Source organism: Rhizobium sp. S163, assembly GCF_030380805.1.
Taxonomy (GTDB): domain Bacteria; phylum Pseudomonadota; class Alphaproteobacteria; order Rhizobiales; family Rhizobiaceae; genus Rhizobium.
Map to the genome: position 1 here is coordinate 52817 of NZ_JAUDSA010000015.1, position 15672 is coordinate 68488.

Sequence of the window (15672 nt, forward strand, 5' to 3'; positions counted from 1 at the left end):
CCGGATGGCAGGGACCGCTACAATCCTTTAGAGAGTCAAAATATGGGTTGGCATGGCTGATTGGTGACTGGAATTACCGCCGTTGCCTTGCCGCGGAAGTCCGCCACCGGCCGCCCACTGCGGTCATTTCCGTGGACGTCAGTGATCGAGCCAACTTGGCGCTTAGATCGCATCGTAATCCAACAACGTGGCCAATCACTTCGTTGTACCGAGAGAAGCGATAAAGCTCCTAAACCACTTCTGCGCTGGATGAACGTCGTTTCGTCGATGCCAAGCCATATTGAATTGAACACTGGGCAGGTCCACAGGGGGATCGATCACGCGCAACTCCGCTTCACGTCCTGACGCTTCTACAACCCCTTGCATGAGTGTTGCGATCAGATCCGACGACGCGACCAGAGCGGGAGCTGCATACATCTGCGGCAGGGTGAGAGCGAGCCGGCGGCGCAGGCCTTGCTTCGAAAGTGCCGCATCCACCAATCCGAAACTGTCATTTTTCGGGCGATACAAGAAGATGTGACATTTCCAGAAACGTGTCCAAGGTCATCGGTTGGTTGGCTTGAGGGTGGCCGCTTCTGACCACGCAGACAAATCGCTCGGCAAATAGAGGCTGGCTTAAGATTCGGCCTGCCGGCGAATGCGGTACGCCGATCGTCACATCGGCTTCTCCGTCGTCGAGCAACTTCACCGCGTCGTCGCGATGCAGAAAGCTGCGAACCAACAGGATCACTCCAGGCGCATCCTGCCTAAGCCTCGCCACCAGTCTTGGTAGGATCAGGTGGGCAGGATGCTCAGCTAAACCGATAGCGAAAGTCGCCGTCGACTGTGCGGGATCGAAGTCCTGCCGGAACTCGAGGGTTCTTTGGATATCGGTCAAAGCGCGGTTGATCGGCTCCGCCAGTTCAAGAGCCCGCATGGTTGGAAGCAGGCCATCGGGGCCTCGCACAAACAGCTCATCGTTCAATAGCGAGCGCAATCGGCTCAAAGCGGCACTCATGGCCGGCTGTGTGCGGCCTATACGGATGCCGGCACGCGTGACGCTGCGCTCTGCAATAAGGGCGTCGAACGCGACAAGGAGATTGAGATCGATACCGTGCAAATCCATTTCATGGATGATACCCCATATGTATTATCAATTTCAATAATGTTTCTCGTTGGGTTACCTCCGTTCCATCAAATGAACACGGAGCCGACAATGACCAATGAAATCGAAATTCGGAGCAGCGGGATCAGCGCAGCGGATCTGCAGATGCTGAAGACCTTTTACCGCGCCTTCGCCGGCCAGCCCGCGCTTCTCGACGATTGCGTTACCGCCGACTGGCAGGACATTCCTCTGGCGCCGGGCCAGGCCACTGGCCGCGATGGCGCAAAGCCTTTGATTGAAGGCTTCGCGACAGTGTTTGCGGAGCTACGTATCGAGATCCTCGAAGTTATCGGCGGACCGAACCGCGCCGCTGTCCGGGCGGTGATGAAGGGGCGCCATGTCGGCAAACTGTTTGGGGTTGCCCCGACCCAAAAGGAATTTGCGCTGCCGATCCACGAATTCCATGCCTTCGATAACGGCCGACTGACCCGCACCCATCACATGGAGGACTGGATGAGCTGGTTTACACAGATGGGCGCAGCCCCGAACGCGGCCTGAGGATATTCAGATGAAAAGCATGATCCTTTCCGCATATGGCAGCATGCCGCAGTTGCAAGAGATTGAAGCCCCTGTTCCTGAGGATGGCGAGGTCCTCGTCCGCATAGTCGCTGCCTCGCTCAATCCACTTGACGTGAAGCTGCAGCGCGGCCTGGCGCATGACTACTTCCCTCTCAACTTCCCCTCTGCAATCGGAACAGATCTTTCCGGTGTAATCGAGAAGACAGGGTCATTGACATCGCGTTGGCGCGCCGGCGACAAGGTCATCGCTCGGCTCGATCCGACACGGGGCGGAGCCTTTGCCGACTTCGCAATCGTGCCGGAAAATCAACTGGTTCTGATACCGGAGCGGATAGCAATGGAGACCGCGGCGGGCATTCCGACTGCGGCTGGAACTTCATGGCAGGCACTGGTGGAATATGCGGGTGTCATCAGTGGGCAGACGGTTCTCATCCACGCCGGTGCAGGTGGCGTCGGGAGTTTTGCGATCCAGTTCGCCCGTGGATTTGGCGCTCGCGTCATCGCAACCGCCTCTGGCGACGGTATCGACGTCGCGCGCAGGCTTGGCGCAGATCTCGTGATCGACTATCGCCACGAAGATTTTGCCGACAAGATTGCTGACATCGATTTCGTTCTCGACACCATCGGCGGCGAAACCCAGCAAGAATCCTACAAGGTTCTGCGTCGTGGCGGCAAGATCGCCTCCATCGTGGCGCCGCCGGACGACACCATGGCGAAAGCCTACAGCGTGGACGCAGGGTTCATCTTTCACAGTTCGAACGGCGCTCGCCTGAGCGAAGCCGTGAAGGCAATCCAGTCCTTCGATGTCGCGGTACTCGTCGACAGTGTGTTGCCGTTGAGCCATTTCGATCAGGCCTTCGCGCGCCAGGCATCCGGTCGCGCCCGTGGAAAAATTATCCTGACGATCTGACCGAGCGACGACGCGGCGACGCATCTAAGGGAATGGGGAGGCAGACGAACTGATTGAGCGACGTCTTTGAAGTTCCACCTTCTCACGTCGAAGATGCGATGCCCCGCCGCGGACCGGCACTCATTACAGAGCTCATGGCCATGCGCGACTTTTCGCAGATTGATAATGACGGCAATTGGCGCTTTGTTGCCGTCAAGTTCACGCGACAGCTTCGGAACGGTCGACCGCGCTTCGTGATCGTGCGGAGAAACAGACAAGGCAGGAGCCCGACTGTGCTGGTGTCAAGCAATCCAAAAGAGGCGACATCCACCAAGATTCTGCTAGCGGGGCAGCTTCGCCAGGCCCTTGGCAAGAATTGGTCCTGTCGGCCTCCCGGTTGGGGAGCCCCCTGCCTGTTCGAGCGTCAATTCATAGAGCTGATCAGGTTGTGGGGCTGGAAGTGCCGGACCGGAAAGTCGAGCCGAGCGCACTCCCTTCAAGAGGCCAAGGGATATGGGCCCCATCTCGCGCGACGGCAACGTCCAGACCTGGATCGTCTTGTCGTTTGGAACATCGAGATCGGAAAGCACGCGCACGGCTGCGTTTTCGTTGCCAAAATCCTCGACGATCGCCCGCATTTCACCCGTCTCGCTGACGAGAACCGCGACAGCCACGGGCTCTACGGTTCGCATCAAGCTGTATGCTAGTCCAATGGCAAGCACGAAGGTCGCGGCGAGCGCCCCCACTGCTGTGTTTCGCCAAATATTCGGGCGGTTCTCATTGGCAGGCCGCCTTAGGGCCGGAGGGTCAAGCTTTTCATGGTCAGGCAAGGCGGATTCGATACGCTGCCAGAGCGCTTGCCCGACGACTGCGGGTTCAAGCGCCATGTCGAGCGGGAGAAGACGATCACGGCTGATTGCCACGGCTGCACGTAGGTTTGCATCGCGGTCCATCGCTTCCTCGACCTCAGCCATATCGCCTGGCTCAAGAAGACCCAGCACGTATTCGTCGGCGATCCGAGATATGTCTGTTTGCTCATATCTCATCCCATGCACTCCCGGAGCGCCGTGAGGCCGCGCCTAATCCAGGATTTGACGGTACCGAGTGGCATGCGCATCCGACCGGCGATCTCCCCATGTGTGTAGCCGTTGACATAGGCCATCAAAATGCCGCGCCGCTTGGTTTCGTCGAGAGTTCCAAGGCACTCATAAAGCCGCGAGTTGCGATCCAATGACTGCCAGGCCGCGATCAGCTCGCTGGCGTCTTCTTCATCGCGGAGCACGCCGACGTCTTCGACCGTCAGTTCGCGCTTCCCATCACGAAGGAGATTGAGAGCACGGTTGCGGACAATCGCGAAAATCCACCCTCGGGCAGAGCCGCAGGCCGGATTATATTGATGAGCATGGGTCCAGATGCGGATGAACGCTTCCTGTACGACCTCTTCGGCGAGGTCGCGCCGCCGCACGATACGTTCGGCAATCGCGACAAGTCGGCCCGCCTCCTGATCGTAAATGCTCCGCAGCGCGTTGCGATCGCCTTTCGCGCATGCTGCAAGCGCTCCTCCAAGATCATCCGGCCTGACGCCCATCAGCATGCAAAAGGTCCCCCATATCGGCTGTGTCGAAGGACACGATCAACTGCCTATACCCACGGCGAGGTGGAATGGATGCGTCCGACAACATTTTTTTTCGCAGCCTGCATCCAAATTGCCTGCTGTCGTGTCCTGATAGTGGGAGCATCTCAGGCAGAACCCTGATCGCCCCGAAGACCAACAACGGGAGAAAGACATGTCCATCATTCGTGCCACACTGATCACCTCCTCCGTATTCGCCATGACCGCAAGCGCCGCCCTTGCCGCACCGGTCCTCGCTCTGACCGGCGACAAGACGCTCGTTATGTTCGACACGGACAAGCCCGCGGTCTCCAAGACAATGGAGGTCACAGGTGTCGACAAGCTCTTGGGTGTCGATTTTCGCCCAGGCACCAAGACCGTCATCGGCGTGACAGCCGATCATCGCATCGTCTCGATCAATCTCGAAACCGGGGCTGCTAGTGAGGTCGCCAAGATGGACAAGACGCTGAGCCTCACCGAAGCGCCTGTAGTCGTCGACTTCAACCCAATGGCAGACCGGCTTCGCTTCATGACCGGGACGACCAACCATCGCGTCCATCCCGATACGGGTGCGGTCACCGTTGACGGTGTCTTGGCTTACGAGGATGGTGACATGCATAAGGGAGAAACGCCGAACATCGTCGCCGCTGCTTATACCAATTCGTTTGGCAAGCCCGAGAAGACGGCAATGTACAATATCGATGCCACGATCGGTGCGCTGATCCAGCAGACCAAGCCAAACGACGGCACGCTGAAAGCGATCGGAAAGCTCGGCATCAAGGACGGCGCTGCGACATATGCCTTCGACATTCAGACAACGGAAGACGGCAAGAACACAGCCTATCTTGCTGCGAGCAAGATGCTCTACACAGTCAACCTCGAGACAGGTGCTGCGACTGAAGTCGGTTCGATCGAGGGGCTTGACGGTGAGGTGCGCGACATCGCCGTATTGACCGCGGGCTGATAATCGTTTCGTTTTGGGCGCGGAGACCGGCGAGCAGCTGGCCTTCGCGCCCGCGCGTCGATCCAAAACCAAGTTCCAGCATCGCCCAAAAAGCAAGTCAACGCGCGCTACGCCTTAAAAGACCAGGAGTGATCGACCACCAGAAACAACGACTCTGTTCTGAAGGCAACCAAATTGAGCCGAGGAGATCGACCAAGGCACTTCAAGAACTGACATCACGGACGGAAGACCATCAAACGTCGAGTGGGAGCGGCATCGTTCTGTCGATCAGGACAAAAGGGCCGCGGGCGACCTATTCCCGAAGCGACACCCAAGCTCTGTGGCTGGTCATGACGCTCGCTTGAACCAAGACGGAAGGCGATCTCTACGGCCTAACTTCTTCATATAGACCAAGTCCACGCCTGCGCTGCCAGCATGCCCCGGCCTGAGCGCCGTCGTTTGTAATAGCGTCAGATGCGGCGTTCTTTGAACTACAGACTGCCGCGGAAAAGCATCCGGCCCTTCTCGTGTTTAATCATTAGGTCATTTGCATAAGTAAGCGTACTGTCGCTCGTCGGCCTATTCTTTGCAGGCGATGCCGATTGGGAGATTATATGCGCTCTTGCCTGACGGTAGGAGTAGCTATCATGACGTACAGAACTTTCAGCGACGTGACGCCCACACTCATTGTTCTCAAGACCACCGCAGACCACCCGAAAAACCCCAATCCTCCATTAGCACAGAGCAAGCTCCACCGGTTCGCGATTAGTGGGCTTCCGGCGCGCGAACGCGTCCACACCAAAGTCTACTCGATGCGCGATTTACGCCGTAGAATACAAGCAGGTTTTGCTTGTCCGGCTCCCACAAATGATCTTGGGACGAGTTTGTGAAAGCGCCCCTGCCATTCGAAACGATGCCTCTCGCCGAGAGAGTGGCCATCCTCCGGGCACTCGCTCAAAAGCTTCAGATTTTCGCGCGTATCGCTAAGCATGATGACGATCCGATTTGGCAGTCACTTCTGGGTCTTAGCGTTCGGCTTGAAACATGCACTGAGGAAGTGGCCGCGGATCCATGCCGTGGCGACGATGTAGTCGAAAAGTCGCTCAGGTTGCTCAGGAGATTCGAGCTTTGTCGATCGCAAGAAACTTTCCCAGAGTTCGCAGTGACGTCGCGACATTGAAGCTTCCGGCATCGAACGACGTTTAGTCGGACAATGCCAAGCCGTCCCACCCTTACTTTTTGAGTCCCGCGCTGATTGAGGAGGAGAAAAAATATGACGAAATCTCCCGAGAATGGCACACGGGGCAAGCCAGGCTTACCGGGCAAGCCGGGCTTACCTGGTAAGCCTGGCAATGGGCATAACCCTGGCAAAGGTGGTTCAGGAGGCAAACCTGGCGCGGGCGGAAAGGACAACCAGAGCCTCGAAGCGGACGACGAGGGTAAACAGTGAGGTAGTTTGCTCGTGGCTGCGAAACGCTGGGGTCAGTTTAGCATTTTGATGGCTTCGGTCAGCTGTCACGAGTTTTGTTCCAGCCGTTCCGGCTAGACGAAGGTCACCCATTCACCTTGCAGCCCTTCGCCGCTGGCATCTTTAGCCCCCTCGAATATTGCAGTGTCCCGCGTATCTCTTCACGGCTGGGATGTATACCCCTTAGTCTTCTCGGCCCGAGCGCGTGTACCTATCGACGGTAACTGACGGGTTGTGAGCGGACTTGCTTCGCGCCTGTCAAGCTCCCCCGGGATTTTTGGGTAGAACGACTAGCCGTGCCGCTCAGCTCGCCTTCTATAGGAGAGCCACGTCGTTTTGTAGGACATTCAATCTACCCATGGCAGCAGCATGGACGAACAGAGCGTGGAGCGCCTGATAAGATCGTCCGCCTACCATTGCCCTTTGTCGGAATTGACCTATCTTAGCTCTAGCTCTTCGAAGGATGGTTGTCACCTATATCCTCGGTCAGTTTTCGGACAGCGCACCCCTGGGGAGCGAACCATGTCTGGAATCGTCGAATTTTCTAAAATGTCCATCAAACAGCGCGAAGCCTATCTTGAGACGTTAGCAAATCGCCTGCACGTATCTGCATCAATCGCTCAGCATGATGGCGAGGAACTGTGGATGTTGCTCGACGAGTTGGCGGACCAGCTTGATCTAAATCTGTTTGCTATAGCCGAAGACTACTCGGCTTCAGCGAACGCTGTCGTTGAGAAAGCTACACTGCTGCTGGCTAAGTTCGAGTGGGACATCCCCAGCGACACATTACATTGACATATACACCGCGGCGGGATTCGTTGTTTCCTCCGTGCCCATCGATTGCCTCACTTTCCGTTCGGTGACGATCGCTCATTGGCAGGGGGATCTCCTGAAATCAGACCCGCCACCGACATTGCTGGACATGAGTAAGAATGCGGGGCTTTGTAACACGCTGCGCCTCGGAGCGGAGAAGCTTCTCAGGGTTTGAACGTTCAAGCGCGCGAAATGCACGAAGTGTGCAGCCGCTTTCGCCCCAAGCTTGGCGGATGACTGGTTCTTCAGCCATGGGGAGCGCCCGAGAGGCGCTGCGCCGGTTCAATCCAGCAAAGCCGCTCGCGCATGTCGCGGATTTGAATTCTAGTGGTCGGAGCTGCAAGCCGAACGATGATTGCAAAGCGTGGCCACGACTGACCTCAAGTGCGCTCCGTGAGCGGGGTGCCAGAGGCAGGACTGTTCTTCGACTGCGCGCGGTGTTCCCGCCACATTGTGAACAGACCAGCGCCAACGACGATCACGGAGCCGATAAGCATGTTCCAGCTCAAGGTTTCGCCAAAGAACATCACCGCAAGCAGGCCCCGACGACCAGCTGCAAATAGGCGAGTGGCTGCACCTCGGAGGCTTGCAGTGAATCGTAGGCCCGGATCAGGCAATAATGGCTGACCGTGCCGCAGACGCACAGGGCTGCAACCATCGGCCAGTCGGAGACAGCAATTGGCGTCCAGTAGAAAGGCCCAAGCAGAGAGATGGCGATCGCGCCGCCGACGGCGGTGTAGGCCAGGCTGGTAAAGCTTGGATCCTTGCGGCTGACGGCCTTCGTGGCGACGCTATAAAGCGCAAACATGGTGGCGCAGGCAAGCGGCAGGAGAAGATAAAGACTGAACGTCCCACCTGTCGGGTTGATGATCAAAAGTACGCCGAACAAGCCGGCGATAACGGCTATCCAACGTCGCCAGCCGACATGTTCTCCGAGGAACGGGATCGACAGGATGGTTACGATCAGCGGCGTCGACTGGAAGATGGCTTGCGTGATCGCAAGCCCGGTATGCGCCAGGCCAAACACGAAGAGCGCGATTTCCGCGACCAGAAGCACGCCGCGCATCACTTGGATGAGCGGATGTTTCGTGGTGAAGGCACCGCGTACGCCGTCTGGCTTGCGCATGGCAAGCAGCATCACGAAGGCTGCAAAGGCCCAGAAGCGGATCATGGTGATGAGGATCGGAGAGTATCGCTCGCCAAGATATTTCGAGAAGCTGTCCTGGACCGCAAAGATGAACACTGCCGCCAAGGTGAACATGTAGCCCTGCAGCTTGGGGCTGATATTGCTGGGAATTGTCGTGCTCTCCGCTGTCACTTAGGCCAAGGGACTAGTCCAGCGAGCCCGATTGCTCAAGCCACGGAATCGTTTGAATCCGATCTATTTCGACGTATTTTATGAGCGGCAGGGAAAAACGGATCAGATCCGAGCGCGACCTCTTTCAGTTCATCGTCAAACGACGGTCTCGCCGCCGTCGACGACGAGGATCTGGCCGGTCATGTAAGATGAGCGGTCAGAGACGAGAAACAGGATGGGCTCGGCGATTTCGGAGACATCGGCCCAACGCCCGAGCGGTACCTTCTCGGCGATATAGCTTTCGATCGCGTCCCTGCCCCCCATCTGGGCGATGAACGGCTCGTTGAACGGGGTGTCGACCCAACCGGGGCACACCGCATTGACCCGAACACCGAACTTCGCATAGTCCCCGGCCATCTGCCGGGTCATCGCGATGACCGCGTGTTTCGTCGTAGTGTAGGCAATCATCTCGCGGTCATAGAGCACGCCTGACGACGACGATGTGTTGAGAATGACGCCTTTGCCGGCACGTTTCATCAGCGGCATGACGAGCCGGGCTGCCATAAAATGGGCGCGCACGTTCAAGGCCCAGGACTTGTCGAAGCCATCGACTGCGACCCCTTCGAGATCACCCGCGACCTGTGCACCGGCATGGTTATGCAGGATATCTATGCGTCCGTGTCTGGCTGCGATTGCGGCAATGCCATCCTCGAGCGCCCTGTCATCGGTGACATCGAGCACCTGGGCCTCGGCGCTGCCGCCGGCAGCAATGATCTGCCTGACACTCTCCTCGGCGTTTTCGGAATTGAAGTCAGCGACAACAACATGGGCGCCTTCGCGCGCCATGATCATTGCCCCTGCCCGGCCGATGCCAGAGCCGGCGCCGGTGACGATTGCAACGCGATTGGCGAGAATCATGGTGTTTCCCCTAAGGTCTTTTGTTGTTTTTCTCGCATCAGGAACCGAGCGATGAGGATCAGTACGAGTGACGCGACCAGCACCATGGTGGCGATTGCGTTGATCTCGGGCGTCACGCCGCGGCGGATCGATGCAAAGACATAGATCGGCAGCGTGGTGTTTGAGCCGGCAACGAAGAAGGCGATGATGAAGTCGTCGAACGAGAAGGTGAAGGCAAGCAAGAACCCGGCCAGGATGGATGGCAGGATCTGCGGCAAAACGATCTCGCGAAACGTCGTGAACGGCGTCGCGTAAAGATCGTTTGACGCCTCGACGATATCACGGCCAAGGCTGGCGATCCGGGCTTTGACGATCATCGTCACAAGCGCCATCGTAAAAAGCCCGTGCGCGGCGATGATCGAGCCGAAGCCGAGCTGGAGCCGGGGCGGCTGTTCGCCCGGCCAGACGGCGGCAAGCAGTGGGTTGAGGATACCGAAGACCTCGACCAGCGCGACCAGCGTCGCAATACCGATTACCACACCAGGAACAACGATCGCTGCGGCAAACAGGCCATCAAATACTGCGCGTGCCCTCGGCCCCAGCCGCTCCATTCCAAGGGCGGCCATCGTCCCGAAGATCGCAGCCAACGTCGCGCTGGTGAAGGCAATGATCAGGCTGTTTCCAAGTGCCTGCATCAGGAAGGTGTTGGAGAGCGCCTTGCCGTACCACTGTGTGGAAAAGCCTGTGAAATCAGAGGCATTGCGCCCGGCGTTAAAGGAAAACAGCACGACCAGCGCGATCGGGGTATACAAGAACAGATAGACGGTGGTGACGAGGCTGCGCATCAGACGAGATCCACCTGGCGGGTTCCGGCAACACGCCATGCAATGCGCATAGCGACAAGCAGCACGATGACGACCACGACAACAAGCGTGACTGCGATCGCCGACCCGAATGGCCAGTTGCGAGACTGCAAGAAGAGATCGACGAGCGCATTGCCGATGAAGAACACCTTGCCGCCGCCAAGCAGCTGCGGGATCAGGTATTCGCCAAGCAGAAGAATCGTGACCAGTGCCACGCCGGTCATGACACCGGGCAGTGACAACGGCAAAGTGATGCCGAAGAAGGTTGAAAGCGGCCGGGCACCGAGATCGGCGGAGGCTTCCAGCAGACGGCGGTCGAGCTTTTCCAGGCTCACATAGATCGGCATGATCATCAGAGGCAGATAGCCGTAGACAATGCCGAGGAGCACGGCGCCCGGCGTGTTCAAGAGCCTGACATTCTCGATACCGACGAATTCCAACAGATGCGGGATGCCGCGCGCACCCAGAATATACATCCAGGCATAGGTCCGCACCAAAAGACTGGTCCAGAACGGCACCACAACCAGCGACACAAGAAGCAGGCGATGCTGCGGGCTTGCCTTGACGGCCAGGTAATAGGCTACGGGATAGGCAACGAGCAGGCAGGCGAAGGCACCGATCGGAGCCAGCACCAACGTATTCTTGAACGCGGCTGCCCGCGAGCCGAGATTGGCGAACTGCGCGAAGGTGAACGCTGCCTGGTAGCCGCCTTCCGGCGCCCGTTCGCCGAAGGAAAAGACGACGATGGCGATGAACGGTAGGACCAGGAAGACGAACAACCATGCGCTCGCCGGCGCGACCAGCGCGGCGGTGACCAGGCGTTTCTTGGTATCCGGTGTCAGGGTCATCTTGGTCCAGACGAGCGTTTGCGCAAAGAACGGTCGAGATCCCGCAAAGAGCACGCCTCCCCTTCTGGCGGCGTGCTCCTCACGAGCGATCAGGCGGACTTGAAACGCGCCATCAATTCGGCACGGCTTGGGTCGGTGAGCGTGACGGCAGCACCGAACTCGAGCGGCGTCAGCGATGCCTCTTCGGGATAGACGATCCTGTTGGAGGTGATCTCTTGCGGCAACAGCGCGATGACGCGGCTGTCGGTTGCCGGCGCGCCGTTGGCGATATGCTCCTTGGCGGCGTTGGCCGGGTCCATAAGGAAGTTGAGGAGCGCATAACCGGCAGCCTTGTTCGGCGCGTCCTTGGGGATCGCATAGTAATCCGTCCAGATCTCGCCGCCATCCTTGCCGAGCACGAAGGCAAGTTCCGGCATGTCGCGGTTAAGCTGGGCGCCGTCATTGGTCCAGCACATGGTCATCCAGGCGTCGCCTGCGCGCATGCCGGGCTGGTAGTCGCTGTTGATCGCGAAGAGATGCGGCTTGACCTTGATCAGGAGCTCCTCTGCCTTGGCGAGCTCGTCGGCCTTGATCGAGTTGAAATCGTAGCCGAGCGACACGAGTGCACTACCGATCGTCGTCAGCTGGTAGTCGTGGACCATGGCGCGACCATCGGCCTCGGTCTGGGCGATCTCGAAGAAATCCTTCCAGCTGGCAAGCTTGGTCTTGACCTTTGACGTATTGACCGAGAACCCGGTCGTGCCCCAGTTCTTCGGCACGGCATAGGTCTTGCCGTCGATCTGCCCTTCCTTGGTAAAGCGCGGGTTCTCGGTCGCCTGGCTGAAGTTCGGGATCTTGGAGAGATCGAGCTCATCGATCAGGCCGAGCTTGTGATGGGTCGAGATCGTGTAGTTGGTCGGCACGAAGAGCGACCAGCCAGAGGCGCCTGCCTGCAGCTTGGCGAGCATTTCTTCGTTGGAGCCGAAGACATTGACTTCGACATCGACGCCGGTGGCAGCCTTGAAATTTTCGAATGTCGCGGGGTCGTGATAGTTCGGCCAGGTGGCGATCGACATCTGCGTGCCGAGTTCACCGGCAGCATAGGCGGGTGTCGAAAGTGCGCCCGGGAAGCGCGACATGACGGCTGTCGCAAGACCGAGACCGGTAATACCGAGGAAATGACGGCGGCTGACGGAGCCGCGCTTCAGGCGCATGAACTCGTCCATGAAGCCTTGGGCGGAAATGGGGAGATTATCCTTGTAGTCCTTGCTCATGATGCTGTTCCCTTGTTGTGGTTATGCTGCATTGGAAGCTGGAAAGACATGGGCGCCTGCCGGATCGAAGCCGAGGAAGACCGTTTCGCCGGGTTCGACGAGATCGCTTTGGCTGTCACGCCGATCCGCGGTGACCAGGAAGTCGCCGAGACCGGGGACCGAAACGGCATATTCTGCCGAAGACCCCAGGAAGATGCGGTGCGTGACCGTGCCCTTGAAGCTTGCGCCATTGCCCGCCTGAACGCGCGTGAGCCTGATCGCTTCGGGGCGGATTGCGACAATCGCCTTGCCGGACAGGACGCCCTCACCCTTTACGACCGGGATGGCCGATCCGTCGCCCAACCGAAGTGTGCGGCCGTCGGTCTCGACGGTCGCATCGACCCGGTTGGTCTTTCCGACGAAATCGGCGACGAAAAGATCGGCCGGTCGGTCGTAGACTTCCTGCGGTGAGCCGAGCTGGCGGATGCGGCCGGCGCTCATCACGCAGACGATATCGGCCATGGAGAGCGCTTCTTCCTGATCGTGCGTGACCAGAACAAAGGTAATGCCGAGTTCGCGCTGCAGCGTCTGCAACTCGATCTGCATGGCCGAGCGCAGCTTCTTGTCGAGTGCTGCGAGCGGCTCGTCGAGGAGCAGCACCGAGGGGCGGTTGACGATGGCGCGCGCCAGCGCCACGCGTTGTTGCTGGCCACCGGACATCTCGTGGATCCGCCGTTTTGCAAAGCCGCCGAGACGCACCATCTCGAGCGCTTCGCCGACACGGCGATTGACCTCGCTAGCCGCGATCTTCGGTCGCATCTGCCGCAATCCGTAGGCGACGTTCTGCTCGACATTGAAGTGGGGAAACAGCGCATACTGCTGAAACACCATGTTGACCGGCCGCCTGTAGGCCGGCACGCCGTTCATCTCGCGTCCGTCGATCAGCACGGTGCCTTCGCTCGGCTGCTCGAAGCCGCCGATCATGCGCAGGCATGTCGTCTTGCCACAGCCCGACGGACCGAGCAGCGCCAGGAAAGCGCCTTTTGGCACGTTGAGGTTGATGTCCGTTACGGCGGTCACGAAGCCGTATTTCTTGGTGACCGAACGGAATTCGATATCGTTCGTCGAAGCGGATGCCACGTCTGTTCCCTGCGGTTGGTTTGGCGGCAGTCTACGCTGCCTTTTGCCACCGTCGTTGCAAAAAGACTAAGCCCGCCCGTCGCCCACGGTATATACCCCGAGAGTGGTATTTCAGCCTTTCCGGGTTCGTGGAAGGTATATACAGGGGTAGGACGATATCCGTGGCCTGATTGGGAGATTTTTGCCATGAGCATGGATCTGGAGGCTCTCCTGCAGGCCTTCAAAACCACCGTCGGCAAGCCTGTTATGAGCGATGCTGAGTTTGGCGAAACATTTCGCCAGATGATGGCGGCACTGGTGCGTTTCGACTATGTAGTCGCCTTTGCCTATCGCGGCAAAGAGCGCCCGATCGATCTCTACAGCACCTTCGACCCGAAGGAGCACATCATCTTTGTCACGCTCTACCAGGCTGGTCCGTATCTGCTCGACCCCTTCTACCACACCGCCCGTGCGCGCCGCAGCGGGTTTTTCCGTATGCGCGAACTGGTGCCGGACCGCTTTTTCTCCAGCGAGTACTACCGAACCTATTACGTGCAGACGGGACTGGCCGAAGAGATCGGCTTCTTTGTCGAACAGGATGACGATATCACCGTCGTTTTGTCTTTGATGCGCCGGGAGGCGACAGGTGTCTTTCCGCCGGCCGAAATCGCACTTTTGAAGAAGGCGGAGCCTCTCGTGACCCGGTTGACCCAGCACTACCTCTCGGGGCTTGCCGAGCGCTTCGATGGCCAGGCGCAATCGAAGAGGCGCACGCGCAAGCGCGGTGAGCAAAAGATAGATGTTCAGCCAGCTGATGCCGTGTGGCAGGATCTCAACCTTACCAGCCGTGAAACGGCAATCGTCGATCTGGTGCTGCAGGGTCACTCGTCGGAATCGGTTGGCCTGAAACTGAATATCTCCACCGGAACCGTGAAGGTGCATCGTCGGAACGTCTACCGCAAACTGGGGATCTCCTCGCAGACGCAGTTGCTGGCGATTTATCTCAAGGCATTTGGGGGGCTTAGCCAGTAGAGAGCTGGAGCCGGAGACGGGAGTGTATCTACACTGACAGGCGTTGATGGCTAGCGACTTCAATGACATAGTGCGCGCCGCACACCCATTTTCTGAGCAGAGACATGAGCATGACCAATTCTCCCGCCTCGCCTTCCCAGCCTGCCTCGAAGCCCTCGCGCCCTCTGGCCAAAATCAGCCTGAAATGGTCGATGATCGAGGAGGATGGTCTCTCCATCCTTGAAAAGTTTCAGCTGCTGCGGGACCTCGGCTTCGATGGTGTCGAACTCGATTCTCCAGGCGACCTGCCTTCACGCGAAGTGCTGGATGCGCGCGATAAGACCGGCGTGGCCATTCCGGGTCTTGTGAACTCCATGCACTGGAAGAGCCCGCTCACCGATGCTGATCCGGCGGTCCGTCAGGCCTGCGTGGCGTCGATGATCACGGCGCTGAACGACGCCAAGCTTTACGGCGCCGATACCGTGCTTCTGGTTCCCGGCGTTGTTCGAAACAGCCCGACGACCTACAAGACCGCCTATAGCCGCGCTCTGGAGGAAATCGCCAAGATCACCCCCTACGCCGAAGAGACGGGTGTCTCGATCGCGCTTGAAAACGTGTGGAACGACTTTCTTTTGAGCCCGCTGGAAGCTGCAGGTTTCGTCGATGCATGCAACCATCCGAAGGTCGGCTGGTATTTCGATGTCGGCAATGTGCTTCGCTACGGGCGGCCTGTCGACTGGATCGAAGCACTCGGCACCCGGATCTTGAAGATCGACGTCAAGGAATACAGCCTCGACAAGATGAACAGCGAGGGTCCATGGAAAGGCTTTGAAGTCGAAATCGGTGATGGAGACTGCGATTGGCCGGCGGTCAACCGCGCGCTCTCCGAGATCGGCTATTCGGGCTGGGCTTCCGTCGAGGTACCCGGGGGCGATCGCCACCGGCTGGCGGCGATCAAGGAGCGCGTGGATCGCATTGCTGCAGCCCGCACTACGCTTTCGAATTGATCTCGCTCGT

15 protein-coding genes and 1 pseudogene are annotated in these 15672 nt (G+C 58.6%); 6 read left to right on the top strand and 10 right to left on the bottom strand.

The window, feature by feature from the left end:
• Nucleotides 1–195: 195 nt before the first annotated feature.
• The gene (locus tag QTL96_RS14835) at nucleotides 196–510 is read right to left on the bottom strand and encodes a LysR substrate-binding domain-containing protein (protein ID WP_289728209.1); all 315 of its coding nucleotides are present in this window, start codon (nucleotides 508–510) and stop codon (nucleotides 196–198) included.
• Nucleotides 491–1105 carry a LysR substrate-binding domain-containing protein gene (locus QTL96_RS14840; RefSeq protein ID WP_289728210.1) on the bottom strand — a complete coding sequence of 205 codons (615 nt, stop codon included), beginning with the start codon at nucleotides 1103–1105 and terminating at the stop codon, nucleotides 491–493. The genes QTL96_RS14835 and QTL96_RS14840 overlap by 20 nt, the downstream gene beginning before the upstream one ends.
• 90 nt (nucleotides 1106–1195) lie before the next feature.
• Here QTL96_RS14840 and QTL96_RS14845 point away from each other — a divergent pair, with 90 nt between their 5' ends.
• Together QTL96_RS14845 and QTL96_RS14850 are read left to right on the top strand one after the other, a co-directional pair.
• Entirely contained in the window at nucleotides 1196–1642 is a 447-nt protein-coding gene (locus QTL96_RS14845; RefSeq protein ID WP_289728211.1) for an ester cyclase, read from the top strand.
• A 10-nt stretch (nucleotides 1643–1652) separates the two neighbouring features.
• Complete coding sequence (locus tag QTL96_RS14850) at nucleotides 1653–2573, top strand: NADP-dependent oxidoreductase (protein WP_289728212.1); 921 nt, start codon at nucleotides 1653–1655, stop codon at nucleotides 2571–2573.
• 320 nt (nucleotides 2574–2893) lie between these two features.
• Here the strand turns inward: QTL96_RS14850 and QTL96_RS14855 are convergent, their stop codons facing one another.
• Together QTL96_RS14855 and QTL96_RS14860 are read right to left on the bottom strand one after the other, a co-directional pair.
• Nucleotides 2894–3598 (bottom strand): anti-sigma factor, encoded by a 705-nt coding sequence (locus QTL96_RS14855; protein ID WP_289728213.1) that lies wholly within the window; start codon nucleotides 3596–3598, stop codon nucleotides 2894–2896.
• Nucleotides 3595–4140: a sigma-70 family RNA polymerase sigma factor gene (locus QTL96_RS14860; RefSeq protein ID WP_289728250.1), complete on the bottom strand. Its 546-nt coding sequence runs from the start codon at nucleotides 4138–4140 to the stop codon at nucleotides 3595–3597. Before QTL96_RS14860 ends, QTL96_RS14855 begins: the two co-directional genes overlap by 4 nt.
• A 199-nt stretch (nucleotides 4141–4339) precedes the next feature.
• Here QTL96_RS14860 and QTL96_RS14865 point away from each other — a divergent pair, with 199 nt between their 5' ends.
• Both QTL96_RS14865 and QTL96_RS14870 read left to right on the top strand, forming a co-directional pair.
• A complete protein-coding gene (locus QTL96_RS14865; RefSeq protein WP_289728214.1) occupies nucleotides 4340–5128 on the top strand; it encodes a DUF4394 domain-containing protein in 789 nt (262 codons plus the stop codon).
• A 1969-nt stretch (nucleotides 5129–7097) separates the two neighbouring features.
• Entirely contained in the window at nucleotides 7098–7370 is a 273-nt protein-coding gene (locus QTL96_RS14870; protein WP_113198075.1) for a hypothetical protein, read from the top strand.
• Between the two features lie 398 nt (nucleotides 7371–7768).
• Here QTL96_RS14870 and QTL96_RS14875 read toward each other — a convergent pair.
• The 6 genes and pseudogenes from QTL96_RS14875 to QTL96_RS14900 all read right to left on the bottom strand — a co-directional run bounded on the left by QTL96_RS14875 (nucleotide 7769) and on the right by QTL96_RS14900 (nucleotide 13665).
• Nucleotides 7769–8649, bottom strand: a pseudogene (locus QTL96_RS14875) (DMT family transporter).
• Nucleotides 8650–8841: 192 nt separating this feature from the next.
• Nucleotides 8842–9603: an SDR family oxidoreductase gene (locus QTL96_RS14880; RefSeq protein WP_289728215.1), complete on the bottom strand. Its 762-nt coding sequence runs from the start codon at nucleotides 9601–9603 to the stop codon at nucleotides 8842–8844.
• Nucleotides 9600–10427 carry an ABC transporter permease gene (locus QTL96_RS14885; RefSeq protein WP_289728216.1) on the bottom strand — a complete coding sequence of 276 codons (828 nt, stop codon included), beginning with the start codon at nucleotides 10425–10427 and terminating at the stop codon, nucleotides 9600–9602. The genes QTL96_RS14880 and QTL96_RS14885 overlap by 4 nt, the downstream gene beginning before the upstream one ends.
• On the bottom strand, nucleotides 10427–11293 hold the full coding sequence (locus QTL96_RS14890) for an ABC transporter permease (protein ID WP_289728217.1): 867 nt from the start codon (nucleotides 11291–11293) through the stop codon (nucleotides 10427–10429). Before QTL96_RS14890 ends, QTL96_RS14885 begins: the two co-directional genes overlap by 1 nt.
• An 89-nt stretch (nucleotides 11294–11382) precedes the next feature.
• Nucleotides 11383–12546: a spermidine/putrescine ABC transporter substrate-binding protein gene (locus QTL96_RS14895; RefSeq protein ID WP_113198072.1), complete on the bottom strand. Its 1164-nt coding sequence runs from the start codon at nucleotides 12544–12546 to the stop codon at nucleotides 11383–11385.
• Between the two features lie 21 nt (nucleotides 12547–12567).
• Nucleotides 12568–13665, bottom strand: coding sequence for an ABC transporter ATP-binding protein (locus tag QTL96_RS14900; RefSeq protein WP_289728218.1), 1098 nt, complete (start codon nucleotides 13663–13665; stop codon nucleotides 12568–12570).
• Nucleotides 13666–13851: 186 nt separating this feature from the next.
• Here QTL96_RS14900 and QTL96_RS14905 point away from each other — a divergent pair, with 186 nt between their 5' ends.
• Both QTL96_RS14905 and QTL96_RS14910 read left to right on the top strand, forming a co-directional pair.
• Complete coding sequence (locus tag QTL96_RS14905; protein ID WP_113198070.1) at nucleotides 13852–14676, top strand: LuxR family transcriptional regulator; 825 nt, start codon at nucleotides 13852–13854, stop codon at nucleotides 14674–14676.
• Between the two features lie 110 nt (nucleotides 14677–14786).
• Nucleotides 14787–15662: a sugar phosphate isomerase/epimerase family protein gene (locus QTL96_RS14910; RefSeq protein WP_289728219.1), complete on the top strand. Its 876-nt coding sequence runs from the start codon at nucleotides 14787–14789 to the stop codon at nucleotides 15660–15662.
• Nucleotides 15663–15672 lie beyond the last annotated feature (10 nt).